The organism is Paenibacillus sp. GD4 (assembly GCF_030846225.1).
GTDB classification, from domain to species: Bacteria; Bacillota; Bacilli; order Paenibacillales; family NBRC-103111; genus Paenibacillus_G; species Paenibacillus_G silviterrae.
This window is the reverse complement of sequence record NZ_JAVCYK010000001.1, coordinates 4,369,529-4,394,014: the sequence shown is the minus strand read 5'-3', so window position 1 is coordinate 4,394,014 and position 24,486 is coordinate 4,369,529. Positions and strand designations below refer to the sequence as shown.

The following is a 24,486-nucleotide window of genomic DNA, read 5'->3' as shown; positions in this document are numbered from 1 at the left end:
AAGCATTGACAGCAGCCCAAAATCCTGATAATATTTATTCCATACTATTCCAATGGGAATTATTATTTATAAACATCCACCGTACACAGCGGAGACGAATACCTGCCCGACAGGTATTGGGCTCCGTTTTTTTATTTCGCCCGGTACCTATAAAGCTTAGCGGTTGAAATACGCCCATAATAGAACAGGAGGATTCATTTATGCACATTCGAAAAAAACTAGGGATCATGGCACTGGTGGGAGCCCTCACCCTTTCGATGCTGGCCGCCTGCGGAACCGTGCAATCTACAGCTACTCAAGGCGCAGGAGGCGGCGAAAAGCCCAAAGAAAAGATCGTAGTCAACATCGGGGTGCAAGGAAAGACAGGGATTCTGCCCTATGCCAGGGAAAAGGGCTATTTCGAAAAGGCCTTTGCTTCAGTAGGAGCAGAGGTGAAATGGTCGGAATTTGCCAGCGGTCCGCCGCACTTCGAGGCGCTCACAGCCGGACGTATTGACTTCGGAGCTGTGGGAGGAACTCCTGTCGTGTCCGGGCAAACGGGAGGCGTCGACTTTAAGGCAATAGCCGTCACCTCCGACGGGAAGAAAGGGAACATGATTGTCATCCCCAAAAACAGTCCGATCAAAGAGCTGAAGGATTTAAAAGGGAGAAAGGTCGGGGTGGCCAAAGGGAGCAGTGCCTATAATTTCCTCTATATGGCTATCGATCGAGCCGGTCTGAAAGGGGATGACGTGAAGGTCATTCAGCTGCAGCCGGATGAAGCAAGACCTGCGCTGGACAGCGGAGCCATTGATGCTTGGGCGGTGTGGGATCCGTATGCTACGACGGCCGTTCATCAAACCGGGGCCAAATTCCTCGCTACCGGTCAGGATCTGAACATCAATGCACCCAGCTTCCTGATCGCACGTACAAAGTTTACGAAGGAGCATCCGGAGCTGACAGTGTTATTTCTCAAAACCTACGAGGAAGCCCGTACCTATTTTGTTTCCCATCTGGATGAAGTGGTAGAGGATATTTCCAAAGCACAGAAGCTGGATAAGGCCATCACGGCAGAAGTGTTGAAAAATGCGGAGCCGATCCTGTCGCCGGCTATCCCGGAATACGCCAAGGCGCATCAGGAGCAGGCGGATTTCCTTTACTCCGTTGGGGCGATCAATAAGAAGCTGGACACCACCCAGGTTATTGACAATACGTTCGTAGAGCAAGCCTTAAAAAAATAAAGAAAACCTCTGCATTCAGCAGCGTTAAAAAAGACGCGTCAGCCCGGTTGATTAAGCCGTGCGCGCGTCTTTTTTGTTATTATTTAATAATGGTGACCGATCCGATCAAAGGAAGGGGCTTCGCTTGACCCTGCGCCGCGTTCACAATCCCAAGAATCGCAAAGATCAGAACGAGCAGGTTCGCGATTGGCAGCAGCAGCCAGCCAATCAGCGGAATGATGCCCAGCACGATATTCACCGCAATGCTCAGAAGCAGCAACAGCAGCCCCTGATTGGCATGATATCTTGCGAAGCGGGAATCTTTGGCGACCAGAAGCGGAACGAAGAACAAAATGTATCCGATAACCGCCATCCATTTATTGTTTTGTACGTCTGCTGCATCGTAGGAGCCTAAAGCCGTTTGATTCGTTTCCATAATTACACCTCGGTATCTAAGTTCTAAGCCTAGTATACCGGAATTCGCTGTAGGATTCTGTGTCGTATACTACAATCCTTGTACGGCCGACTGCACATAATTCCTTTCCTGAGAGGCCGAATGGATCGGGGAACCCTCGCCTTCAGTGTAATCCGAGGCCTCTACAGCTTGCAGCATATGCCCGTGAATGCATTGCAACGCATCCCTGCATGCGATCAAATGCTGCACCTCCATAGACAACATCCTTTCAGAAATCTCCTTGGCGGCGGTTTCGCCGAGCCATGATTCAAGCTCCGTCAAGAGGAACGAAACCTTTTCGGCATTAGGGTGATCGGGCTTATCGTTATGTATTGTCATGGTAGTCCCCTCCTCCCTCCATTATATCGAATTTTGTCGAATGAGTCATCATCAAATTAGCGGGATAAGCTGCATGCCCACAAAACAAAGGGAGAAGTGCACCCGCTATGCACATCTCCCAAGTGTAAGCTATCCCGTAAAGCTGTCCCGCCATTTCAGCCATCTTTTTTCCAAGTAACGAACGAATGAATCCGAGCCTTTGCCGACGACAGCGAAAATGATGATCCCGACAAACACGACAGCCGTCTGTGAAAACTGTCTTGCGTCAAGAATCAGGTAGCCGACACCCTCGCTTGAGCCCATCAGCTCCGCGACGACCAAGCCCAGCCAGGCAACACCGATGGACAATCGCAGGCCGAGCAGAATGTTCGGCAGCGCCGCAGGCAGCACAAGCTTTGTAATTTGCTGCCAGCGGCTAAACTCCAGGATCCGCGCCACATCGAACAGCTTCGAATCGACATTGCGTATGCCAAGAAACGTATTAACGTACAGCGGGAAGAAAGCTCCCTTCGCAATAAGCAGCACCTTGGAAAATTCCCCGAAGCCAAACCAAAGGATAAACAGCGGCGTTACCGCAAGATGCGGTATGGTACGGATCATTTGCACGGTAGGGTCAAGCGATTGTTCAAATTTCTTGAACAGCCCTGTAGCCAGCCCCAGCACAAGTCCAAGTCCCCCTCCCAACAGAAAGCCAAGCGCCGCACGATAGATGCTGATCTGCAGGTGCTTGAGGATTTCTCCCGAGGCCGTCAGCTCATAGAAGGTAACGGCAATGGTCGCAGGAGTCGGCAAAATATTGCCGGAAACGAAGCCCAGGGACCCCGCCAGCTGCCACAGGATCAGGATGAGAGCCGGCAATGCGCTGCCACGCGCGGCCCGTATCCAAGTGCTCTCCTTCAGCCCCGCGGAAGAAGGAAGCAGAGCTTCCTCCGAAGGTTGTAGTGTATTCCCCGCTTGAGTCCGGCTGCCGGCGCTTGCGGGTATGGTTTTGGCGGTTAAGCTCATGCATCATCTCACCTTTCCCCTCATTAAATCCCTGAGCTGTCGATCAGCTCCAGCTCTTCGACACGCTCGAATTCGCTTAGCACCTTATGGCGCAGCTGCTGGAACGAAACGGTCGATTTCTTGCGCGGATAGGGCAAATCCACGGGAATCACATGGCGTATCGTGCCCGGCCTCGCATTCATAATCACGACCCGGTTCGCCAGAAACACCGCTTCGTCAATATCATGGGTCACAAGAATCATGGTCGTCTGATTTTTCTGCCATATGTCCAGCAGCACCTCCTGCAGGTGTCCCCGCGTAAAAGCGTCCAGAGCGCCGAACGGCTCATCCAGCAAAAGCACCTTGGGATTCCGGAGCAACGCGCGTGCAATCGCAACCCGCTGCGACATCCCGCCGGAGAGCTCGCGAGGATATGCCTTCTCGAAGCCGTTCAGCCGAACCAGAGCGATCAGTTCATCGACCTTGCGGCGCACCTCCGGATTCGTTAACGGCAAATCGGCCGCAATATTTTTCTCTACCGTTAGCCAGGGGAACAATCGATGCTCCTGAAAAATAAACCCTTTATCGATGCTCGGTCGCTCCACCTTCTCCTTCTCCAGCAGCACTTGCCCACGGTAGTCGGTGTCCAAGCCGGCGACGATTTTGAGCAACGTGCTCTTTCCGCAGCCGCTCGGTCCGATCACCGTGATGAATTCTCCGCGCTTTACTTGAAGCGAAATATCCTGAAGCGCTTGTACCGACCCTTGAGGGGTGGGAAACACCTTGAATAGCCGAGTGATATCCAATAGTACGCTCATGGCTTCAGCTCCTTATGCACTCTCGATAGTCAGCTCCGTATTCTCTTGCGCTCGCTCTGCCAGCTTCTGCTTGACAAGCGGCAGCAGCAGCTCTCCTGTCGTTTGCGCTTCTTCCAGGTTCGGGTAGCCGGATAAAATAAAAGAGGAAATGCCCAAATCCACGTATTCCAGGATTCGATCGGACACCTGCTCCGGTGTGCCTACGAGCAGCATCGAGCCGCCGCCCCTCACTGTAGAAAGTCCTGCCCATAGGTTCGGGGCGAGCAGAAAGTCATGGTCCCGCGACAGCTCACGCAGCTCGTTTTGGCGCTTCTGGTTGGTCGCATCGGTAGTGGCAAAGCGTTGATTGGAATTGTCGATTGCCTTCCGTTCCACTTTACTGATGATGTCCCACGCTTCACGCCATGCCTCTTCCTCTGTTTCCCGAACAAGCACCTGTGCCCTTAAGCCGTAACGAAGCGTTCTGTCGATTCCCTTCTCCCGCTTCAGCTCCGCACGAAGCTGCTCCAGCTCCGCAATCTGCTCGCGTATCCAATCGATCGGCTCCGCCCACATAAGAAAGACGTCGGCCGTTTCCACCGCAGTTCGCTTCCCGGCAGCCGAGCTGCCCCCAAAATATAAGGGAGGGTGCGGATTCTGGATCGGTGCGGGCAAGCTCGCCCCGTCCTCGAGCTGAAAGTACTTCCCTTGGAACTGTACGCGTTCCGCTCCTCCATAGGTAGAATTCGACGCTAGGAAGCTATCCGAGCTTTTCTTCGATTGCGTCCAAACCTCCTTCACAATGTGAAGAAATTCCCTTGTTCGTTCGTAGCGGGCATCATGATCGTGGGCCAGAGGATCTCCGGTAGCGATAAGATCCTGCGGCGAGCCGCCCGTCACCACATTCACCAATGCCCGGCCTCCCGATATATAATCGAGTGAAGCAGCCATGCGAGCCGCCAGGACGGGCGCGATGAGTCCCGGACGGAATGCGACAAGCGGCTTAAGCTTCCGGGTATGGGCAGCGATGGCGGAGCCGACTACCCAAGAATCGATGCAAGAGCCCCCGGTGGGGATGAGTGCGAAAGTAAAGCCTGCTTCCTCCGCCGTCTTCGCTACTTGAATCATGTACTCTGCGGTAGATTCCCTTTCCGGCTTCACCCCGATATATTTGCCGTCGCCTGTCGTCGGTATGAACCAGCCGAACTCCACTTGCTGAGACTTGTTTGTCATAACATTTCACTCTCCTTTACATGTTTGAACGGATTCCCAACGATCAACTCAGAAGGGATAAAAAAAGGAGACTCCTCTTACCTGCTCCTTCAATAGGATGCAAGATAAGCGAAGCCTCCGGTGAACCGGTAGACACATATTAACTATAATTCCAATGTGTTTACTGTGTTTTATTGTGCTCAGTATAGTTCAGTATCCCATGCAGTGTCAATATCTTTTTTCTAACTTCGCATAAAAAGGAAATAGCGAGATCCCGAAGGACCCCGCTAAACGATATCCATTAGTTGGTTGCACTCCCGCCGAATAGGAACCGATATTCCCAGTGACGTCCAGCGATCGAATCGGTCCGAACCCCGCCGGATTCAGGTGAGTAGGTATGAAGCATCATTCCGTCGCCCAAGTAGATCGCTACGTGAGTAATCGTCTCGGCAGTTTTGTCAATGCCGCTGTAATCGGATGCGCTTGAGCCGTTATAGGACATGAAGAACATCAGATCACCACGCTTCAGCTGCCGCCAATCGGAAGTAACGGCGCCCTGCTTTACGTAATCGCCCTGGGCCCGGGAATCTCCCGGCACAACCGTCCGGGTAGCATCCCAAAAGGCTTGCTGCACCAAATCGGAGCAATCGAACGTCGCCGTATCGAACCGCTCCGAACCGAACTCATAGGGTGTCCCGGTGTAAGCGGAAGCCGCTTGTATGATACTTTCAATTCGCTCCTGAAGAGGCAGCACAACGGCCGTTACCGAGAAATTTGCTGTAATATACTTGCTGCTGCTGCTGAGGTAGCCGACCACGCCGTTTTTATCCTTTGCCTTATACCAGCTGTCATTGATTTTCTCCAGAACGAGAACCTCCTCGCCTGTAGACAGCATCCGGATTTTGGACGCTTCGGTGGAAGGACCGGTCCGGAAATTGACCCCATAAATAATTTTTGCATTGCTGATCAACGTTATGTACTTCGAGCTGGAGCTGACATAGCCCATAGTCCCCTGCTGATCCTGAATCCGGTACCAATAGGGATTTACCACATCAAGAACGGTAACGACCTCTCCTGTCTTCAAATAACGCATGACCTGGCTTGAGGTGCTCGGCTGGTCCCGGAAGCTTACGCCGGCTACGGCTTGTGCCTTAGTGGGAACCGTTTCCTCCGCTTGTACAGCGGAACCTAAGGAAAGTACAATAAAGAGTAAGACCAATAAGGATGCAAGCTGCTTCTTCATGCTGTGATAACCTCCGTGTCTTTGGGTTTGGAATGGAAAAGAAAAGAACCCTCTCCTTACCAGCCGTTGAAGAAAGAGGGTTATCCCGGGTTCCCTAGATCCTTCGGCAGCTGGCGAGCATGGTTGAACGATCAACCGAAGCCCCTGTAGCTTTGCGTCACCGGCTTTCGCCGGCTTTGCCATTATCGTGAGAGGTTAACTTAAATCATTTCGTGACTCTATTATAGTTTGAGTGGGTACCGATCGAAAATAGTCGAAACGATGCATCATTTCCCATGGGAAAACAAGGCTTGAAGCCCTATTGACCCCTTGTAATATAATGGAAATATAATATAGTTCACAGCTTAGAGCGGTTCAACGCTCACAGCCTCACCCGATAATTGCAAAATGTTTAAAATTGTTTCACAAAGATTCCGTAAAAATCGCCCGTTGCTTCGAATAGTATGAAAAGAAACTATCCACGGGAGGTCTACACTATGGAGAAACGATGGACTCGTTACGAGCTGCAGGAGCCCTTGATTGCGCTGCATAACGGGCATCTGTACAAGGGACGGGACCTCGCGCTGAGCCGCCAGGTTCTCGTGTTCATCGTCAAGCTTAGCGGCAGCTACCCGGCACAGGAGTATATAGAGGAATTGGGCAAAGGCGGGCATACGGCCTGGCCTTCCCTGCTGCATGTTCTGGATGCGGAGGTTACCGCTGAGCAGGTATCCATCATTCTGCCCTACGAGAAGGGAGAACCGCTGATCCGGTTGATCGAGCATCATACACTTTCCTTCGAGCAGATCGTCAAGCTGCTGGTCGAGCTGGGACACGACCTTCAGGACGTGCTGGAGCGGCGCCCGTTGGATTTTTCCTTACGGGCGGAAAATTTATGGCTCCGGCATGACGGCAAATTGAACATCATTCACTCATGGGATAAGGGAACGGCAAAGGAGCGCCCCGCGAAGGAGCTTTGCCGATTGTTTTTCCAGCTGGTTACCAGATCCTCCCATGTCCCGGAGAACCCCGAACCTTTCCGGGTTCGCCTTGCCGCGGCATTGGCGGAGCTCGGAGTACAGGAATCGGCCCGGAGCATTCTGGTCCAGGCGGCCCAGCGCACCATGCAGGAGCAAACCTCGCTGGCCGCCTGGATACGCAGTCTCCAGGACGCCTTGTCCGGCACAGGTGACCCGGAGGTCGCGTCAGTAGAAGAAACGGAAGAATACGAAGAAGAGGAACCCGTCAGGAAGAGGGGCTGGAGCTCCTTTTTCGGTAAAAAAATGTGGATCGGCCTTACGGCCGGCGTGATCGGACTTGTCGTTTTTATCGGCGTATTTGCTTTACTGTTCGAGACCGTAGGGAAAATGCTTGCTTCAGACGAGAGAAAGCCCGCCGTCACGCAAGCTACGCCACCGGTTCAGGAGAACCCGGTGCAAGAACAGCCGAAGCCCGCTCCCGAGCCGAAGCCTGCCCCTCCGGCCGGAGACGGACCGGTTCAGGTGCCCGCCCTTAAGGGGCTTAGCAAGGAAGAGGCGGAGAAGCTGGCGCTTTCCTCCGGGTTGAAATACGCTTATTTCCTCGAAGTCAACGAGCAGCCGGCCGGTAAAGTGTTCAAGCAGGAGCCCCAGCCCGGCGAAACGGTGGATAAGGGGACCCGCGTTACCTTCTGGATCAGCAAAGGGAAGCCTTAACTGCTATAAAAGCGCCCCTGCGCACGTTTGCCATGGAAGCATAATAAGGCGGTTGAAAGCTTATGTAAGCTTCCTCCGCCTTATTGTGTTTACCGCAAGCCTTCTCGGCTACTTCGCAGCTATTGCCGCCACCGTCGATAAGAAATGGGCCAGCACGGCACCCACTTGGTCGACATGGGACTCATTGATTTTGTTTTTGTACTGCATCGTGACCCTCAGAATATCTTGCTCCGGCTGCAGCAAGCGCTGCTCCCAGCTGTATGCGGTTCGCCGCTCCAGCTCCAGCACCGTGGAATCGGCCCAATCGGCCCACAGCTTGTCCGACTGCGACTGCACATACGACTCGTAAGCCGCCGGCATATCGATCCATAGCTGCAGCGACACCCCGGGCTCCTCCTCCGCAAGACGCAGCCCCCGCAGCTCCCCTGCAAAATCCAGCAGCTCGCTCGTTAAGGTGAAACCGGCACTGCATGCTCCTCCCGTATGACGGAACGTGATGCTAAAGCTTCGGCTCATATCCGCCAGGTTCACCAAATCCTCGCGCATCGTAATCAGAAATTCCCCTTGCGCATCAAGATCATAGGCCTCTCCTTCGAAAACTACCTTCAAATTGTCATAAATCGTCGGATCAAACATACCCATCTCTCCCCCGTCTTCCTGCATAATCCATCCTTATTATTATCATAGTAAAAGGGATTCCCAAAAGAAAGGAGGGACAACCCATGGCTGACAAAGCAACCCAAGCGCAAAATTCCGTGGAAACGGCCCATAACGCCGTACAATCCGCCGAAGCGAACCCTACTGACCGTCAAGTCGCTCAGGCCCAGCGTTCCCTTCGCCATGCGCAAGCTGCCGTTGATCAAGCGTTGGAAAGCAGCAGCAACGAATCGGCAGTGACCTCGTCCGTGAATCAATTAGCGGAGGACCAAGCTGCTATCAACGGCAGCGCTTCCGAATAATCGGAGGGCGATGCCTTAAGCCTGTGTCCGCTGTCAGCATACGGACACAGGTTTTTTACGTTAAGCACGTCTACTTTGGTTTATGCTCCGCTTTCTGGTATGATGTCTAAATGCATTAGGAACTCTTCATTTCTTTCCAGCAAAGCTAACGTAAAGGAACGATCATAAGCATGAACCAGACCTACACCCTGCGTCAAAAAATCAAACAGCTTCTCTTTGTATTATTGCCGATCCTGGGAACTCAGGTGGCCATGTTTGCCATGAGCTTCTTCGATGTGTTCATGACCGGTCATTACAGCGCTGTCGACCTGGCCGGCGTTGCGATCGGAACGAGCCTTTGGGTGCCCGTGCAAACCGGACTCAGCGGCATCCTGCTTGCCGTCACTCCGATCGTGGCGCAGCTTGCGGGCGCAAACCGCAAAGACTCCGTCCCTTTTAAAGTCGTACAGGCCTTATACGTATCGATCCTGCTTTCTATAGCCGTAATTGTCATCGGCATCTTCACTGTTAATCCGATCCTTAGCCTTATGCGGCTGGAGGCGGAGGTGGAGAGCGTGGCCAGGGAGTTTTTGACCGCCATTGCCATGGGAATTCCGGGACTGTTCCTCTATACTGTGCTCCGCTGCTTCATCGACGCACTGGGACACACCCGCACCTCCATGTATATCAGTTTCGTTTCGCTGCCTGTCAACGGACTGCTGAACTACTTGTTCATTTACGGAAAAATGGGGCTCCCCGAGCTCGGAGGAGCAGGAGCGGGCGTCGCTTCCGCCATTACCTACTGGGTTATCTTCCTGATTGCGTGGCAGGTTGTCGCTCGGATCAAGCCGTTTACGGAATATGCTGTCGTCAACCGGTTTTATCGAATTTCCCTAGCCGATTGGAAGGAGCTCCTGACGATCGGACTGCCGATCGGTCTGTCCATTTTTTTCGAGGTAAGCATCTTTGCCGCCGTAACCATGCTCATGAGTGAATACAGCACAATGACCATTGCGGCGCATCAGGCGGCCATCAACTTCGCTTCCTTCCTGTACATGATCCCGCTTAGCATCTCCATGGCGCTGACGATCCTGATCGGGTTCGAGGTCGGAGCGCGCCGTTACCGTGACGCCCGCATCTACGGCCGGCTCGGCATCGGCTTCGCCTTAGGCATGGCTGGAATTTGTACAGTGATTCTCCTGCTCTTTACCAAGCCGATTGCAGGCATCTACACCGGCGATCCGGAGCTTCTTGAGCTGACAGGACATTTTTTACTATATGCCATCTTCTTTCAGCTCTCCGATGCCGTGGCCGCTCCCATTCAAGGAGCGCTTAGAGGCTATAAGGACGTGAACGTTACCTTCATGGTAGCGCTGATATCTTATTGGGTCGTAGGACTTCCGTTCGGCTATATTCTGGCTCATTATACAGAAATGGGACCGTTCGGCTACTGGATCGGATTAAGCACCGGCCTTACCTTGGGCGCCATCGGACTTTTCATACGTCTGGTGCGGATTCAAAAGAAAGTGCACCTGCCCGCAAGCTCCGGGAGTTAAGAAGCGTTAGCCCTCTCCTCCCCTTCCTCTTGCTCAGCGTCCGAGGCCAGGCACAGCCCCGCCTGATACTTGGTGTTGTCCACAAACACAAAGCCGGTGAGAAACACGCTCTCCTCGGGCTGCTTCGTCACGACATGGAGCTTTTGGCAAATCAGACAATAATACATGGAATCCGACCTCTTTTCCGTCATTAAGACAATGATAGACAAAGCATATGCCGGATCCGCGCGAAACATACCTAAAAAAAGCCTGTCAGCACCGGAGCACCTCTCCTGCCGACAGGCTTTTGGCTTTAGCCTCCTGTTTGAATCAGACGTACCGATTGCTCCTGCAGCTGCTGTATATATGCCGGATCCGTCTGCCGGTCCGTGATCACCGTATCGATCTGTTCCCAATCGGCGACATGGGCGAACGACTGCTGTCCGAATTTGCTGTAGTCTGCCATCAAAACCACCTGATCGGCGATTTCGATCATTTTTTGCTTGATCAGCGCCTGTAGCTCATTCGATTCGCTGACCCCCCGCTCCGGATGAACACCCTTGCAGGAGAGAAACGCTTTATCCACGTGATACGTGCGAAGCGAACGCTCCGCAAGAGGGCCTACGTACGAAAGTGAACGCGAAGTGAGCCGCCCCCCGGTGCTGATCACCTGAATTTTCTCCTTCGTGCTCAGCTCCATCGTCACCCTGATCGAATTGGTCACAACCGTTAACGGAACGTCCGGCAGAATTTGGGCCATATACCAGGCGGTAGAGCTCGCATCGAGAATAATCCGGTCGTTCGGTTGGATCAGGCTGATAGCCGAAGCGGCAATGTCCCGCTTTTGCTCGGCATTCGTCGTTTCCCTGACCAAATAGGGAATTTCCGAGGTGCCCTCGGATTGAACGCTTACCGCCCCGCCATGGCTCCTGCGGAGCTTCCCTTCACCCTCCAGCCGGTCCAGGTCACGCCGGATCGTTTCCTCCGTCACCTGACAAAGCTCACTCAGCTCGGTCACCCGAATACTCCCTCGTTCATTCACCAGCTGTACGATTTTCTGCCATCTCTCTGCCACCAGCATCGCTTTCATCCGCTCCCTTGATTTTCCGTACCTATCCTTCCCTGCTCTCTATTGTACAATAAGACGGACAGGCAGACTACCCAAAGCGTTTCGTTCATCAATAACGCGTTCAGAGGTCGGGGATTGACAATTTCTTCATATTCCTCTACAACCTTAGGAAAGGAGTGTTGTTATTGACATTAGTTACGATGAAGAAAAGCAGGTTTGACAGCTTGACTGATGAGCAGCTTGGATGGAGCTGTATGGAGCCAACCTTTGTTCAAATGAGGGGGAAGTCGCTTTCCGTTAAAGCCGAGGCGATTGGCGCTCTTACGAAAGGGCAGCGGGCACTCTGCATGTTTCGTGTGCTCTATGACCATGCCAGGCACTCGCCCGAAGAGTTCTATGCCTGGCTGGCTTATCTGAGGGAGGTCAAGGCGTATGGAGACGGGGTAACGGCGGGTCTACAATTTTTTGGAGACACCCGAATGCTCCGAATCGTCGAAGAAGCGACCTCCTTCATAGAGGAGCGTAACCGCCTGCTCGGACTCACTTGGAACGATGTAACCGTTCAGGATGTATCTAAGGACGCTCAGCTTCAGGCTGCGATGAACGAGTCGTACTTGCACTTCCTTGAGGCCGCGGAGCACAGTCACAAGCTCATCGCCACTTATATTCGCTCACAGCCTCATGAGTTCGTCCAGTGGCAATAACACCGGTATACGAAAAAAACGGTATGCTCCCCGGCTCGACCGCCGGAAAGAACATACCGTTTTCACTGCTGATTACTCGCCGTCTTCCGGCGAAGAGAAGATCCCCATGCTCAGATAACGCTCGCCTGTGTCCGGGGCGATGCAAACCACGCGCTTCCCCGCTCCCAGCTTACGGGCCACCTGAAGAGCTGCAAAGACGGACGCGCCGGAAGAAGGACCTACCAGCATGCCCTCTTGACGCGCCAGATTCAGCGTTGTCTGAACCGCCTCCTCATCCCGGATTTGAATGATTTCATCGTATACCTTGGTGTTGAGGATCGCCGGAATGAAGCCGGGACTCGTCCCTACCAGCTTATGAGGACCCGGCTTCCCTCCGGATAATACCGGGGAGCCTTGAGGCTCCACAACCGCAATGTGCAGGTTCGGCAGGTGCTCGCGAAGCGTTTCCCCCGTACCGGTGATGGTGCCTCCCGTGCCTGCCGTCGCTACGAAGCCATCCAGCTTGCCGTCCATTTGCTCCAATATTTCCAGCGCTGTGGTCACACGGTGAATGTCGGGATTGGCCGGGTTCTCGAACTGCTGGGGAATGAAGCTGCCCGGAATTTGCTCCCTCAGCTCCAACGCCTTGGCGATAGCGCCCGGCATCCTTTGTTCGCTGGGCGTTAAGACGACTTGTGCTCCGTATGCCTTCAGTATATTGATCCGTTCCTTCGACATATTGTCGGGCATAATGAGGATGGCCTTATACCCTCTCGCCGCCGCGATCATCGCCAAGCCGATGCCGGTGTTGCCGCTGGTCGGTTCAATAATGGTCGCACCCGGCTTCAGCAGCCCCTGACGCTCCGCTGCCGTGATGAGTCCGTATGCGGCGCGGTCCTTCACACTGCCCGACGGGTTGCATTTCTCCAGCTTCACATACACTTCCGCCGAGTCGGCCGGAACGATCCGCTGCAGCCGGACGACCGGCGTTTGGCCGATCAGCTCGGTAATATTGTTATACATTCCCATGATGATAGGTCCACCTGCCTTTACTTAGCCAAATCCAAGTGCTTCATGATCTGTTCGCGCAGCTGTACAAAATCCGCCCCGTTGCGGTTGCGCGGCCGCGGCATCGTCGACCGGATGGTCTCTACGATGCGGCCCGGGCGGGGGCTCATTACATAGATCGTATCCGCCAGATAAATGGCTTCATCAATATCATGAGTGATCAGCAGAACGGTTTTTCCCGTGCCTTCCCATAAGCGGATCAGCTCGTTTTGCATCGTAATTTTCGTAATTGCGTCCAAAGCTCCGAAAGGCTCATCCAGGAGAAGCACTTCAGGATCCATCACCAAGGCTCTGGCGATGGATGCCCGCTGTCTCATGCCTCCGGACAGCTGATGCGGGTAATACTTCTGGAAGCCTGCCAGCCCCACCTTCTCGAGCATGGCATCGGACTTTTGTTTACGCTCGGTTTTGGACATTCCGGCAAGCTCAAGCCCGAAGCCTACGTTCTGCTCCACCGTTCTCCACGGATACAAGGCATGCTCTTGGAAAATCAGCACTCGGCTGGGATCCGGTGCTTGAATCGGCTTCGCATTTGCGGTCACGACTCCCGTTGTCGCCGTTTCCAAACCGGCAATCATCCGAAGCACCGTACTTTTACCGCACCCGGAGGGACCGACAATCGCAGCGAATTCTCCCTGCTCCAATCGAATATTGACCTGCTTTAACACCTCTAAAGTTCCGAATGCTTTGGAGACGTTGTCTACATGGATGGTTTGCACGTTATTCAGCTCCTCCCGTCTTCACATAGCGGTAACGGAGCAGCCTGCGCTTCAGCCATTCCAGCAGCACCAGATCGAGCAGCGCCGCGATGGTGCCGATCACGAGAATACTCATGAGAACGCCCTCCATATCGGCAACCTCCCCGCGCCAGCGGGAATAGTAGCCGAGACCGATGGAGGCGCCGCCTACCATTTCGGCTGCGATCAGGGAGCGCCATGCGTTACCGAAGGCTACCTGAGCCCCGGTAATAAACGCCGGCAGCGATTCCGGACCAAACACCTTGAGAATCAATTGCCGCTTGGAGGCTCCAAGCACCCGCGCCAGCTCCAGATGCGTACGGTTCACGCCTTCCGTGGAGTTAAGAACCGAAAGCGCCATTGGGAAGAAGCTTGCAATAATAATAACGGTAATGATCGTAGCATCGCCGAACCCAAGCAGGATAACAAAGAAAGGCACCCATGTGATCGGAGGTATCGACTGCAGGATCGAAATTAAGCTGCGGAGGTACACCGCAAAGCCTTGAGAGACGCCTGCGATCAAGCCGAGCGTAGCCCCAAAAAGGCAAGCCAACGGGTATCCTAAGGCTAGACGGTACAGACTGCTTTTGATCCCGTCGGTAAATTCAGGTTTGTTCGTACTGGCGAGCAAGCGTTTGAACACATCAGGCACATCCGGCAGCAGATAGGCCGGCAGGAACAATGCAGCTATCTGCCAAATAAGAAGAAGGCTCCCTACCGCATACAGATAGGGGAGCACCTTCTTCCAGGAGGAGCTTGACTTCGGTTTCGCTTGTGCCGTCGCTGAGGATGATGAGCCCACCGAGAATTCTCCTTACATATTGATTTTTATCATTCACCTAAAGCGCGTTCTCTATTTCTTCTGTTGCTGCTGCCAAGTAAGGTCAAGAATGTCCTTCACATTCACGGTCTTTTCCAAAATCCCTTGGCTGCTCATGATATCGGAGATTTCCTGCATACGAGTGATTTGGTCAGGGGTGATCTCCCAGTTGAAAATTTGTGTTTCAATGGCTTGTTTAATCACTTCAACCGATTTCATTTCGCCGCCATGATGGGAGGTCATGGTGTCCTTATCCACGAATTTGCTCACGAGCAGCTCGGCGGATTTGGAAGGATCCTTCTGCAGCATTTCGATAGCTTCCTTCTGCGCATCAAGAACCATGTTCACCGCATCGCGGTTTTCCTTCAAGTGCTTATCGGTTGTGATAACCACCATACAAGGGAACGGCCAAACCTTGCCGATCTCGTAGATTTGCTTCATGCCCATCGTTTTCGTCGCAATGCTGTCATACGGCTCGAATACGAATGCCGCATCCACCGCACCGGAGGCTAACGATTGAATCGCTTGCGCCGGCTCGACATACACCATTTGAAGATCCTGCTTCGTCAGATTCGCATTCTTCAATGTAACGCCGGTAAGAACGATATCCGCCGTGCTCCCTTGACCTTGGGATGCAAGCTTCTTCCCTTTCAAATCCTCCACCTTCGTGATGCCGCTGCCTTCCTTCACCAGAATGCTGTGGAAGCCCATCTGCGCGCCGCCGACAACCTTCAGTCCGGCACCCTTGGAAGCCCAAGACACGGCGTTGGTAAAGCCGAGCACGCCCGCGTCCACCTGACCGCCGACCATCGCTTTGATCAGGTCCGTACCGCTGTTAAACTTCTGCAGCTTCGCGTTCAAACCGTGCTTATCGTAAAGCTTCGCTTCATAAGCAAGCATCGCCTGAGCATCGTCCATAACGTTCAAATAACCGATCACGAAATCCTTCTTCGCCGCCGTTGCAGCGCCTCCGGTTCCTCCTGCGGATGGAGCCGCCTCTTGCTTCGCATTCGTACCGCAGGCCGAAAGCACCAGCAGGGTCATGATGACCAAGAAGCTTAGCAGGGCTTTGTTTCTTCTCTGTAGACTAATCAAGATGTGAGCCTCCCTAAATGTGAAAATACCTACTAATATAGTAGGTATTATAGTGGAATGACCAAATATGTCAAGAACTATTCTTTTTCGATAGTTCGTACGATTAAATCTGAAACGGGGGAATCCACCGGCCGTCCACATCAGTAAAACCGTATTCCTCGGCCAGCCGGCCCACCTGAAGCACACTGCCGCTTTTTTTCATCACATCGCGGTCTGCGGCTAACGCACATACGGCCCTCCCGATATAATGAGTCGATTCCGTCCGCTGCAAGGCATCCACCTTCTGCCAATTCGCTTCATCCGTATCATGGCCCGCAAGGACAAGCTCGGTCCTCATCCATCCCGGGGAAAGGGCAACGACCGCCACGCCCTTGTCCTTCAGCTCCTGAGCTAATCCGAAGGCCATACGATTGATGGTGCTTTTGGCCAGATCGTAATAGAACGCGGATAAATACTTGCCGTCGTCCCAGAAGGTCGGATGTACGATAAGCCCTCCTCCTGTTTTCAGGAGCAGCGGAACGGCATAACGATTCATGCCGAGCTGCGCCCGCACACCGCCTTGAAACATCGCATCCCACAGCTCCAACGGATATTCCCAGAAGGGGATCGGCTTAAGGCTCCATTCGAGGTCATGCCCTCCCCAGGCGTTGTTGACCAGAACATCCAGCCTGCCCTGTTCCTTCCGTATTCGCTCCACCAGCGCCTCCGTCTGCTCGTCCTGTCTGTGGTCACATCGGCAGGCATACGCCGTCCCTCCGGCTTCCCGGATTTGGTCGACCGTCTCGTCCACGCTCCCCGGAAAACCGTTCGTCGTCTCGCCGCGCACGCTTCTTCCGGACACATAAACGATTGCCCCTGCCTTCCCGAGTTCTATCGCGATGCCGCGGCCTGCCCCCCTGCTTCCGCCTGCCACCAGAGCAACCTTTCCTGCCAATGTCGTTTCTTGCATCAGTCATCGTCACCTTTCCTTAGGAATGATCCCCATGATAAAAGGCAAATATGTCATCTTCCGTCATGTTTGACAAAAGTAAAAATCGAGCGGACCGAGCCGGGTACCGCAGGTTTGGACACGCCCTCCCCGCAGTAGACAGCCGTTACAAAGAAAGAGGGTACCCGGCAGATGCCGGATCCCCTCTTTCTGTTACTCGGCGGACAGCACGATATGTGCTACCGTAAGCTTAGGAACTTCGTAGGTGAAGCTGTTGCCCGTAATCCGGCTGATCCCTTCCCGCTCGGTAATCTGCGGGCTGGTGCCGTCGAACGCCCATACGCGCGCCGATTTATACTGTGTGCTTCCGGCGATGTTCAAAACGGCATTCATCGCATGGTCATTGTTTTTGTTCATTACAATTAGATGAAGCTTGTTATCGCTGTCCTTAAAGACGGAGCCGTAGATGGAGCTGTTCTCGATGTTGGAGGTTTCGGCCTTCACCTTCGTGTCGCCGAACCTCGCGCCGCCGCCGTCGTAGTTGTTGAAGATCTTGAAGGCTGCCGTTACATAAGGCGCATCCTCTAAGTTGTTCACCATTTTCCAGAAATTCGCCAAATACACTCCGTATTTCCCGAAAATCCCGAGCACATCCGCATGGGCGATTCCGCCGTAGACGTTGTTCTCTCCACCGTAATTGTACTCTGTAATCGCAATCTTCGTTCCCGGGTTGTATTCATCGATCGACTGCTGCAATCTCGGGATGACCGGCAGGAAGGAGCTGTACCACTGCCCGATCCAGCTGTCTTCCGTATAGCTGGGATCCCACAGCGACCGCGGTGCCTGCATACGAGCCAGGTTCGCTTCGAGCTTATCATTGGAGCCGCTGTCCGTGATCCGGTAGCCGCCGGCGGAAATTTCCGGATACCAATGGAAATCGAACACATCCAGCAGCCGTTTGTTTTCCTGCTCGGAGGCGATCCGGAACTTATCGAGGTAATAATCGGCATACCAGCGATAATTTCCTTTCACGGACTCCCAATCATCCGCTGCGTGCATGCTGTACATTTCATCAAAGCTGTAGGCAACCGGGCCGAACATTTCGGCATAAGGATCGACGTGCTTCACGGCCTTGGCCAGCTCGATTCCCTTATTCAATACCTCCGCACTTCCCGGCTTGGCCGGATGCATGTGAGGATGCGTGCTCTTCCACAGACTCGGCTCGTTATCGATCGCATACCCCTTGATGCCCGTAGGCGTCGAGGCATTACCGTGCTTGTTCACGAGCAGGTTGACGAATTCATCCATGTACACCTTGTCGTCGGTTAGATCCGGCGTCAGGCTGAACGGCGCCCCTTTGGCCGCCTGCACCTGCTTCCAGCGGGAAGACGGAGCCGTCTCCGCCGAGCTTACCTCCCCATTCTTGTCCGCCGCCACATAGCCTGCGGTCTGCAGCGTGGTTAAGGTGTAAGCGCCCATAGCTTGAGATTTCTGATGAAAGCCGGAGACGCCGATGCCGGGATCGTCCATATTACCGCCCCACGGGATGCCGCCGTAATACCACGGCACGTAGTTATCGCTTCGATGGAAATAATCGTCGCCGGCATTGGAAGCATTATTTTCCCAATTGTAAGTAGACATCCGGTTGCCGCCCTGACGTCTTGAGCCCCAGTTCTCCGTACCGGTCAGGTCATCATTCGTTCCATAAATATACGGGCTGATCGGTGCGCGCTGGGCCTCCGTATCTACCGTGAAGTTAACGGTGAACTTGCCTGTAGGCACATAGAGCGTGTTCAGCTTGAGCGGCGAGCTCCATGCACCTGTCGTTGTGCCGTCCATCGCTCTCACCCGATACGTATGAGACGTTCCCTGGGCAAGGCCGGTATGGTTGTAGGTTGTTGCCGTGCCTGCATTCATCACGGAGCCGTCGACTTCGATGTCGTAGCCTGTAATCTCTTCCTGAAGCTGATTCCAGGTTACGGTGATGGCGTCCTGCGAAGCTTTCGCCCTTACGTTCTCCGGTGCAGGCAGGATTTGCTCGCCCGTAGTTTTAACGGTCAGTGCCGAGCTCCACAAACTCAGCTTGTCGCCCTTTCTCGCTCTGACCTTGAAGTTATGCCGCGTGCCGGGACGCAGCCACTGACTCAGGAACTCGTTTCCCTGCACGTTTTCGGTGATGGAACCGTCCGCATCCACATCATAGCCGGTTGCCCCCTCCACCGCATCCCAGGTCCATAGGATCGATGTTTCGTCGGGCACCGCCTTGATATTCGACGGGAACGCCGGCATATCGAGCAGCGTCGGCTCTTTTCCCCAATCCAGCTGCCCCAAGCGGTAGCCTGTTGCTTTCTCATTGGCTACCGACTCACTAGAGCCGTTGAAGGAGTAATCGTCGGTTTGCTTAAAGCTCGACCAGTCGCTTTTGTTAAGCCAAGTGTATACGCCCACCTTGCTTCCAGGCTGAAGCGTCCCTGCGTTTTCCTTGAAGCCAATCTCCAAGTAATGGTCCGCGTTTGCCGAAGGAATGGGCATTTTTACGAAGGCGGTCGTGACTTGATCCTTAACAGCTGTCGTCCAGAAGCCGAGCGACAACGGCTTCTCCCCATCGATGGTAAAATAATAACGGGCCTTCACATCCTTCAGCTCTATTGCGTTCTTGCTGATGTTGTAAATTTCAATCCCCGGGCTCGGCTGTTGAGTGGAAGCGTTCGTTCCCGTTTTGATGTTGACTTGCAATGAACCCTTGCTTACGGCAGGCGCTGTTTTCGCCTTTACTTCGCTGCTCCATAGCCCGACAGCATGGCTGCTCTTGGCGCGCACCCGATAGGAATGAGCCGTATCCGGCTGCAGCCCGCTATGGGTATAGCTTGTACCCGTGATAATGTCTACGATGGTTCCGTCCGCTTCCACCTCATACATCACATTACTGTCTGTAATGGCGTCCCAGGTTAAGGCCACCTGTGTTTCTCCGGGAACGGCCTTCAGGTTCGCAGGAGCAGGCAGCGATGGCTGCTGTACCGAGCCCACGGTAAATTGCCCCGCCTGCGCATTGTGGTGATAGACTGCCGTGCGGTCCGGCTTTTGAACGTCGACCGCCACTTGGTACACGCCTTCCGGTGCGTTTGCCGGAACATTCCAGTTCGCCGCCAGCCGCTTCACCTGCGAAGCCTCGAACGTCTCCAGGAAGGTCTGCGACATCGCTTTGGCTCCGCTTGGATCAACCAGGCTCAGCTCGACCAGCGCTTGCGAATACACGCTCGCTACAACCGAGGCGTCTACCTGCACTGAGGTCCCGGGCTGCGCCTGTGCCGGCGTCACACCGGCATTGCTGGTGAAGGTGAGCGTCGGAACTCCCTTCGTGACCGTCAGCTCTGCCGCTCCGGCATGCCATTTGTACATGCTGCTCCAGCCGGTTCCGAACACCCCCATGCTGACAATGTATTTGCCCTCCGGCAAGCCTGCGGGGAGGGTCCATTCAAACGGAACGGTCGCCGGAACGCCGGCTTTGACGCTGATATTGTCCTTGAACATTTGGTGAACCTTCTTCAGCGAAGCGTCGAATATCTCGACGTCTACCAGCAGCGCCGCCGTTTCGGGTACCGTCACCTTCGCATCCAGCTTCACGGCAGAGCCCGCAGGGGCGCTGCCCGGCTGCACTGCTACTGCGGTGTCGACTGCGGCAGCGGCAACCGCGACGGCAGACCCTCCTATCGAATGGGGGCTGATGCTCCCCAGCATAAGCGGGAATGCCAGCAGACATGCAGCGACTTTCTTTCCCATTTTTACAGATGATTCCATTTTGTGAGACTCCTTTCCTTTGTTGAGACGGTAAATCGTAGTTATGAAAGTTTGTTATCGGTCAGTTATTGGGTTCTCGTCTCTGTCCTGACACATCATAGCAGAACGTCCGGAGCGTTTACTGTATGGTTCACCACAAAGTGCGGAAGATAGTTCCGTTTTACCAGTCAGGTGATTCTTAGGAACTATATGCGTAATTTTGTCAAACCCCTTACAATCCGGTAAGATAGAAGTGGAGAGGAGTGACACAGCATGGCCTTCGGCGCCAGAGTTTTAAAAACAGGCATAGCCATTACCTTAGCCCTTTTTTTAGCCGGGCTTCTGCATATGACGCCTCCGGTCATCGCCGCGGTGGCCGCCATTTTTGCCGTTCAGCCGTCCATCTACCGCTCCTGGAGGTACATGTGGGAACAGGTGCAGACGAATGTGCTGGGTGCAGTGCTCGCCATGACGGCGGGCTTGCTGTTCTCGAAGGATCCGGTCGCCATCGGCTTGGTCTGTGTACTGATCATTGCGATTTGTCTGAAGCTGAAAATGGAGGAAACCGTCGGGCTCACCCTGGTTACCGTCGTGGCTGTCATGGATGCCGCCGGGGATTGGCATTTCGCGCTCAACCGCTTTGTTCTGATCATGCTGGGGCTTGGATCGGCCTTTCTTATCAATATCTTGTTCTTCCCGCCGAATCCGAGGAAGCAGTTCATCGCACAGATTCATTCCGTTTTTGCCAAAATGTCGCTGCTGCTGCGAACGGTCATCTCTAACGAGGTGAAAGAGGTCGTTTTCCGTGAGGAGAAGGAGGAGCTTGAGCGAAGCATCCAGTCGATTGCCGACAAGTACCGGCTGTTCGAGGAAGAGACGAAAAAGCTTAAGCGAGGCAAGGTCAGCCACATTCGGCAGCTGATCGTATATAAGCAGATGCTCCTTGCCCTGCAGAAGGGCGCAGCCGTGCTGGATGCCGTCCAGCAGCATTACTTCCAGGCCGTTCGCTCGCCGGAAACCGACACCCTGTACGATGAACACCTGGAGAAGCTGCTGAAATATCATGAGCAGGTGCTGCTCAAATTCGAAGAGAAGCTGAAGCCGGACATTCGTCTTGCCCCTTCGGGCGGGAAAGAAAACGACCGGTTTATCGATACGATGATCGAGCGGTATACCGCGAATCCCGAAGGCAAGGTACGGCTGGCTATCGTAGCGGCGGCCGTGTATGACTACGGCTACCATGTCGGGCGTCTGGATAAGCTGGTGGGGCGGGAGATGAAAGAGGAAGCGGCCGGGGAGACCGGAGAACCGGATGGTACATAGGCCTGCCTTTCTTTGGAAACCATAGGTGTGCAAACCACAGGAGGTACTACACGCTATGGAAAATTCATTTGAGGATGTTGTGCTGCCGGTCACCAGTGTGACTAGCGGTGAGATTCAGGAGGCGGCGCAGGGCATTCACTGCCTGCCCGTTCAGATCGTCAATGTCGTCTTCGCCGACAATGGCTCGGAGGGCTGGGTGCTCATCGATGCCGGCATGCCCCGCTCTGCGGAGGCGATCCTCCGAGAAGCGGAGGATCGCTACGGTTCGATGAAGCCGGAAGCGATTGTGCTGACACACGGTCATTTCGACCATGTCGGCGCCGTCGTCGATCTGGTAGAGCACTGGCAGGTGCCGGTGTACGCACATGAGCTGGAGCTCCTCTATTTGACAGGTGAACGGGATTATCCGCCGGCCGATCCTGCCGTTGATGAAGGCTGGATTGCAAAGCTCTCGCCGCTGTTTCCGAATGCGGGCATTGACCTGAAGCCCCATGTCCGGCCCTTGCCTGCTGACGGCACCGTACCCGGACTGAAGGGCTGGCGCTGGATTCACACACCGGGGCACACACCGGGCCATGTCTCCCTCTTCCGTGAAACGGACCGCTGCCTGGTTGCAGGAGACGCCTTCGTGACGGTGAAGCAGGAGTCGCTGTATCAGGTTGTGCTCCAGGAGCTGGAGCTGAACGGCCCGCCCAAATATTTTACGACCGACTGGTCCGCAGCCTGGGAATCGGTGAAGAAGCTGGCCTCCCTCCAACCCGCCGTTGCGGTTACCGGCCATGGCCGTCCGATTCGCGGCGAGGAGCTGAACAGGGCGCTCGGAGAGCTGGCCGAGCGCTTCGATGAGCTGGCCATTCCGAGCGAAGGGCGCTTCGTGCATTAGACGGCAGCATGCCAAACAGAGCCTTCAGCGTAAGCCGTCGGCTCTGTTTGTACTCTATTATAGAAGGGATTGCATACCCTTATGGCATTCGGCATTAAGAGAGAAGAACTGGCCGCATGGAAGGCAGCCGTGGCTCGCGGGGAGCTCGCCTTCCTCACCCATTACTGGATTGACGAGCGGTTTCCCGGCGTAACGTCGGTCACCAAGGTCGGCTGCTCCGATGTCGAACGATTAGCCGACTGGTGCCGCGCTAACGGACTGCCTCCCCGCCATATTCATCATCGTCCGCCATACCCTCATTTTGACCTGCTCGGTCCGAGGCAAAAGGAAATTTTACTCAAGGAAGGCTTATCGGAGCATATCCGCAGATTTAAGCTGTAACTCAGCGCCGCCGGCGCCCCGATTACTGCTCCTCACTTGGCGTAACCATCGCCTTCAACGCTTCGAAGGATACGGGCGTATAATCCCAATGCTCGACGCACAGGTTGATATACTGATTGCCTTCATACTTCTGCCCGTGAATGTGCCCGTGAAGATTCACATAGGGCATATGTTTGTTCATATACATCGGCTCATGCGATAAGAAGAAAAACCCGCCATAGACAATCGGATGCTCATGCACCTCTTGAAAACCTGCCTCGAGCCACCAGTTACGGCTTCTTCCCCGGTCATGATTGCCCATGACGAGCACCTTATATCCATGGAGTCTGCTGAGGATATCGGCGGTTTTCTCCTTGTTCAAGAACGAAAAGTCCCCCAGGTGATACACTTTATCCTGCTTGCCTACCGCTGCGTTCCACTTCGCGATCATCGCCTCCGTCATCTCTTCCGCATTCTGAAACGGACGATCCTCGAAATCGATGATATGCGCATGGCCGAAATGATGGTCCGAGGTCATAAACACCTTCTGCATGGACACGTCGCTCCCTTACGCTAAGCTACCGTTACGATGATCGGCTCTTGCTTCGTAATGATGATCGTATGCTCATGCTGCGCCGTAAAGCTGCGGTCCGTTACGCTTAGCGTCCAGCCGTCCGGCTGCTCCACAACGAATTCGGCACCCGTGGACAGGAACGGCTCGATCGTAATGACCTGGCCCTCCTTCAGCATCCGCTTGTCATGCTTGTTATACACTGGCCAAATCTCGGAGGGCGCCTCGTGAATCGCTTTTCCGACGCCATGGCTGCATAGATTGCGAATGACCTTGAAGCCGCCTTTAGCCGCCTCCGTCTCAATGATGCGTCCCACCTCGTTCAAGCGAACGCCATGCTTCAGGGAAGAGATAACCTTCATCATCGTCTCATGGGTATAATCACAAAGCCGAACCAGCTCCGGTGTGAACGGTGGCATCTGGAACGAGTGTCCGGTATCGGCCACATAACCGTCCTTTTCGGCACATACGTCGATATTCACCAGATCTCCCGGTTGAATGATCCGGCTGCCCGGAATCCCGTGAGCAACCTCTTCATTAATGCTGATACAAGTGTGACCGGGAAAATCATATATTTTCTTCGGCGCGGACACTGCCCCATGGCTTTGAAGAACGCGCCCGCCGATCTCGTCGAGCTCCTTCGTGGTCATGCCCACCCTGGCGCTGCGCTTCATTTCCTTCACTGCCAGAGCAACGATTCTGCCGATTTCCTTCAAGGCTTCAATATCTCTCTCCGAGCCGACCGTCATCTTTCTCACCACTCCAATACGTATAGGTTTAAACTTATTTTACCACAAC

25 protein-coding genes and 1 riboswitch are annotated in these 24,486 nt (G+C 54.1%); of the genes, 8 read left to right on the top strand and 17 right to left on the bottom strand.

The annotated features are described in order from the left end of the window. Positions 1 to 200: 200 nt before the first annotated feature. On the top strand, positions 201 to 1,220 hold the full coding sequence (locus RAC89_RS20815; protein WP_306615597.1) for an aliphatic sulfonate ABC transporter substrate-binding protein: 1,020 nt from the start codon (positions 201 to 203) through the stop codon (positions 1,218 to 1,220). A 79-nt stretch (positions 1,221 to 1,299) separates the two neighbouring features. On the opposite strand, the gene RAC89_RS20810 is transcribed toward RAC89_RS20815, so the two are convergent. From RAC89_RS20810 to RAC89_RS20785, 6 genes are all read right to left on the bottom strand, one after another. Continuing rightward, on the bottom strand, positions 1,300 to 1,635 hold the full coding sequence (locus tag RAC89_RS20810; RefSeq protein WP_306615596.1) for a DUF4870 domain-containing protein: 336 nt from the start codon (positions 1,633 to 1,635) through the stop codon (positions 1,300 to 1,302). Positions 1,636 to 1,704: 69 nt separating this feature from the next. After that, positions 1,705 to 1,992: a hypothetical protein gene (locus RAC89_RS20805; protein ID WP_306615595.1), complete on the bottom strand. Its 288-nt coding sequence runs from the start codon at positions 1,990 to 1,992 to the stop codon at positions 1,705 to 1,707. 129 nt (positions 1,993 to 2,121) lie between these two features. Next, positions 2,122 to 2,997 carry an ABC transporter permease gene (locus RAC89_RS20800; RefSeq protein ID WP_306615594.1) on the bottom strand — a complete coding sequence of 292 codons (876 nt, stop codon included), beginning with the start codon at positions 2,995 to 2,997 and terminating at the stop codon, positions 2,122 to 2,124. Between the two features lie 23 nt (positions 2,998 to 3,020). Beyond that, positions 3,021 to 3,794 carry an ABC transporter ATP-binding protein gene (locus tag RAC89_RS20795; protein WP_306615593.1) on the bottom strand — a complete coding sequence of 258 codons (774 nt, stop codon included), beginning with the start codon at positions 3,792 to 3,794 and terminating at the stop codon, positions 3,021 to 3,023. Positions 3,795 to 3,806: 12 nt separating this feature from the next. Then, complete coding sequence (locus tag RAC89_RS20790; protein WP_306615592.1) at positions 3,807 to 5,006, bottom strand: LLM class flavin-dependent oxidoreductase; 1,200 nt, start codon at positions 5,004 to 5,006, stop codon at positions 3,807 to 3,809. A 280-nt stretch (positions 5,007 to 5,286) separates the two neighbouring features. Further along, positions 5,287 to 6,228 carry a C40 family peptidase gene (locus RAC89_RS20785; protein WP_306615591.1) on the bottom strand — a complete coding sequence of 314 codons (942 nt, stop codon included), beginning with the start codon at positions 6,226 to 6,228 and terminating at the stop codon, positions 5,287 to 5,289. A 102-nt stretch (positions 6,229 to 6,330) separates the two neighbouring features. Further along, a riboswitch (cyclic di-GMP riboswitch) is annotated at positions 6,331 to 6,419 on the bottom strand. Positions 6,420 to 6,704: 285 nt separating this feature from the next. On the opposite strand from RAC89_RS20785, the gene RAC89_RS20780 reads away from it, so the two are divergent. Then, entirely contained in the window at positions 6,705 to 7,901 is a 1,197-nt protein-coding gene (locus RAC89_RS20780) for a PASTA domain-containing protein (RefSeq protein WP_306615590.1), read from the top strand. Between the two features lie 108 nt (positions 7,902 to 8,009). Here RAC89_RS20780 and RAC89_RS20775 read toward each other — a convergent pair whose 3' ends face one another. After that, positions 8,010 to 8,564: a hypothetical protein gene (locus tag RAC89_RS20775; protein ID WP_306615589.1), complete on the bottom strand. Its 555-nt coding sequence runs from the start codon at positions 8,562 to 8,564 to the stop codon at positions 8,010 to 8,012. Between the two features lie 59 nt (positions 8,565 to 8,623). On the opposite strand from RAC89_RS20775, the gene RAC89_RS20770 reads away from it, so the two are divergent. Next, positions 8,624 to 8,860, top strand: coding sequence for a hypothetical protein (locus RAC89_RS20770; RefSeq protein WP_306615588.1), 237 nt, complete (start codon positions 8,624 to 8,626; stop codon positions 8,858 to 8,860). A gap of 170 nt (positions 8,861 to 9,030) precedes the next feature. Further along, entirely contained in the window at positions 9,031 to 10,395 is a 1,365-nt protein-coding gene (locus RAC89_RS20765; RefSeq protein ID WP_306615587.1) for an MATE family efflux transporter, read from the top strand. Here the strand turns inward: RAC89_RS20765 and RAC89_RS20760 are convergent. Then, positions 10,392 to 10,562 carry a DUF3973 domain-containing protein gene (locus tag RAC89_RS20760; RefSeq protein WP_306615586.1) on the bottom strand — a complete coding sequence of 57 codons (171 nt, stop codon included), beginning with the start codon at positions 10,560 to 10,562 and terminating at the stop codon, positions 10,392 to 10,394. The genes RAC89_RS20765 and RAC89_RS20760 overlap by 4 nt on opposite strands. Before the next feature lie 125 nt (positions 10,563 to 10,687). Next, on the bottom strand, positions 10,688 to 11,455 hold the full coding sequence (locus tag RAC89_RS20755; RefSeq protein ID WP_306616155.1) for a DeoR/GlpR family DNA-binding transcription regulator: 768 nt from the start codon (positions 11,453 to 11,455) through the stop codon (positions 10,688 to 10,690). Positions 11,456 to 11,643: 188 nt separating this feature from the next. On the opposite strand from RAC89_RS20755, the gene RAC89_RS20750 reads away from it, so the two are divergent. After that, positions 11,644 to 12,147 (top strand): hypothetical protein, encoded by a 504-nt coding sequence (locus tag RAC89_RS20750; RefSeq protein WP_306615585.1) that lies wholly within the window; start codon positions 11,644 to 11,646, stop codon positions 12,145 to 12,147. A gap of 72 nt (positions 12,148 to 12,219) precedes the next feature. Here the strand turns inward: RAC89_RS20750 and cysK are convergent, their stop codons facing one another. The 6 genes from cysK to RAC89_RS20720 form a co-directional block, all read right to left on the bottom strand. Continuing rightward, a complete protein-coding gene (gene cysK / locus RAC89_RS20745; RefSeq protein WP_306615584.1) occupies positions 12,220 to 13,155 on the bottom strand; it encodes a cysteine synthase A in 936 nt (311 codons plus the stop codon). Positions 13,156 to 13,175: 20 nt separating this feature from the next. After that, positions 13,176 to 13,913, bottom strand: a complete 738-nt coding sequence (locus tag RAC89_RS20740) for an ABC transporter ATP-binding protein (protein ID WP_306615583.1) — start codon at positions 13,911 to 13,913, stop codon at positions 13,176 to 13,178. Between the two features lies 1 nt (position 13,914). Beyond that, positions 13,915 to 14,733: an ABC transporter permease gene (locus tag RAC89_RS20735; RefSeq protein ID WP_306615582.1), complete on the bottom strand. Its 819-nt coding sequence runs from the start codon at positions 14,731 to 14,733 to the stop codon at positions 13,915 to 13,917. A 51-nt stretch (positions 14,734 to 14,784) separates the two neighbouring features. Continuing rightward, the gene (locus RAC89_RS20730) at positions 14,785 to 15,846 is read right to left on the bottom strand and encodes an ABC transporter substrate-binding protein (RefSeq protein WP_284638601.1); all 1,062 of its coding nucleotides are present in this window, start codon (positions 15,844 to 15,846) and stop codon (positions 14,785 to 14,787) included. Between the two features lie 103 nt (positions 15,847 to 15,949). Continuing rightward, complete coding sequence (locus RAC89_RS20725) at positions 15,950 to 16,795, bottom strand: SDR family NAD(P)-dependent oxidoreductase (protein WP_306615581.1); 846 nt, start codon at positions 16,793 to 16,795, stop codon at positions 15,950 to 15,952. Positions 16,796 to 16,987: 192 nt separating this feature from the next. Continuing rightward, positions 16,988 to 20,572 (bottom strand): glycoside hydrolase family 44 protein, encoded by a 3,585-nt coding sequence (locus RAC89_RS20720; RefSeq protein ID WP_306615580.1) that lies wholly within the window; start codon positions 20,570 to 20,572, stop codon positions 16,988 to 16,990. A 252-nt stretch (positions 20,573 to 20,824) separates the two neighbouring features. On the opposite strand from RAC89_RS20720, the gene RAC89_RS20715 reads away from it, so the two are divergent. From RAC89_RS20715 to RAC89_RS20705, 3 genes are all read left to right on the top strand, one after another. Beyond that, positions 20,825 to 21,874 carry an FUSC family protein gene (locus tag RAC89_RS20715; RefSeq protein ID WP_306615579.1) on the top strand — a complete coding sequence of 350 codons (1,050 nt, stop codon included), beginning with the start codon at positions 20,825 to 20,827 and terminating at the stop codon, positions 21,872 to 21,874. A 55-nt stretch (positions 21,875 to 21,929) separates the two neighbouring features. Then, complete coding sequence (locus RAC89_RS20710; protein ID WP_306615578.1) at positions 21,930 to 22,757, top strand: MBL fold metallo-hydrolase; 828 nt, start codon at positions 21,930 to 21,932, stop codon at positions 22,755 to 22,757. 81 nt (positions 22,758 to 22,838) lie between these two features. After that, positions 22,839 to 23,138: a hypothetical protein gene (locus RAC89_RS20705; RefSeq protein ID WP_306615577.1), complete on the top strand. Its 300-nt coding sequence runs from the start codon at positions 22,839 to 22,841 to the stop codon at positions 23,136 to 23,138. Between the two features lie 22 nt (positions 23,139 to 23,160). On the opposite strand, the gene RAC89_RS20700 is transcribed toward RAC89_RS20705, so the two are convergent. Both RAC89_RS20700 and map read right to left on the bottom strand, forming a co-directional pair. Then, positions 23,161 to 23,670, bottom strand: a complete 510-nt coding sequence (locus RAC89_RS20700; RefSeq protein WP_306615576.1) for a phosphoesterase — start codon at positions 23,668 to 23,670, stop codon at positions 23,161 to 23,163. A 20-nt stretch (positions 23,671 to 23,690) separates the two neighbouring features. Next, a complete protein-coding gene (map, locus tag RAC89_RS20695) occupies positions 23,691 to 24,437 on the bottom strand; it encodes a type I methionyl aminopeptidase (RefSeq protein ID WP_284638594.1) in 747 nt (248 codons plus the stop codon). Positions 24,438 to 24,486 lie beyond the last annotated feature (49 nt).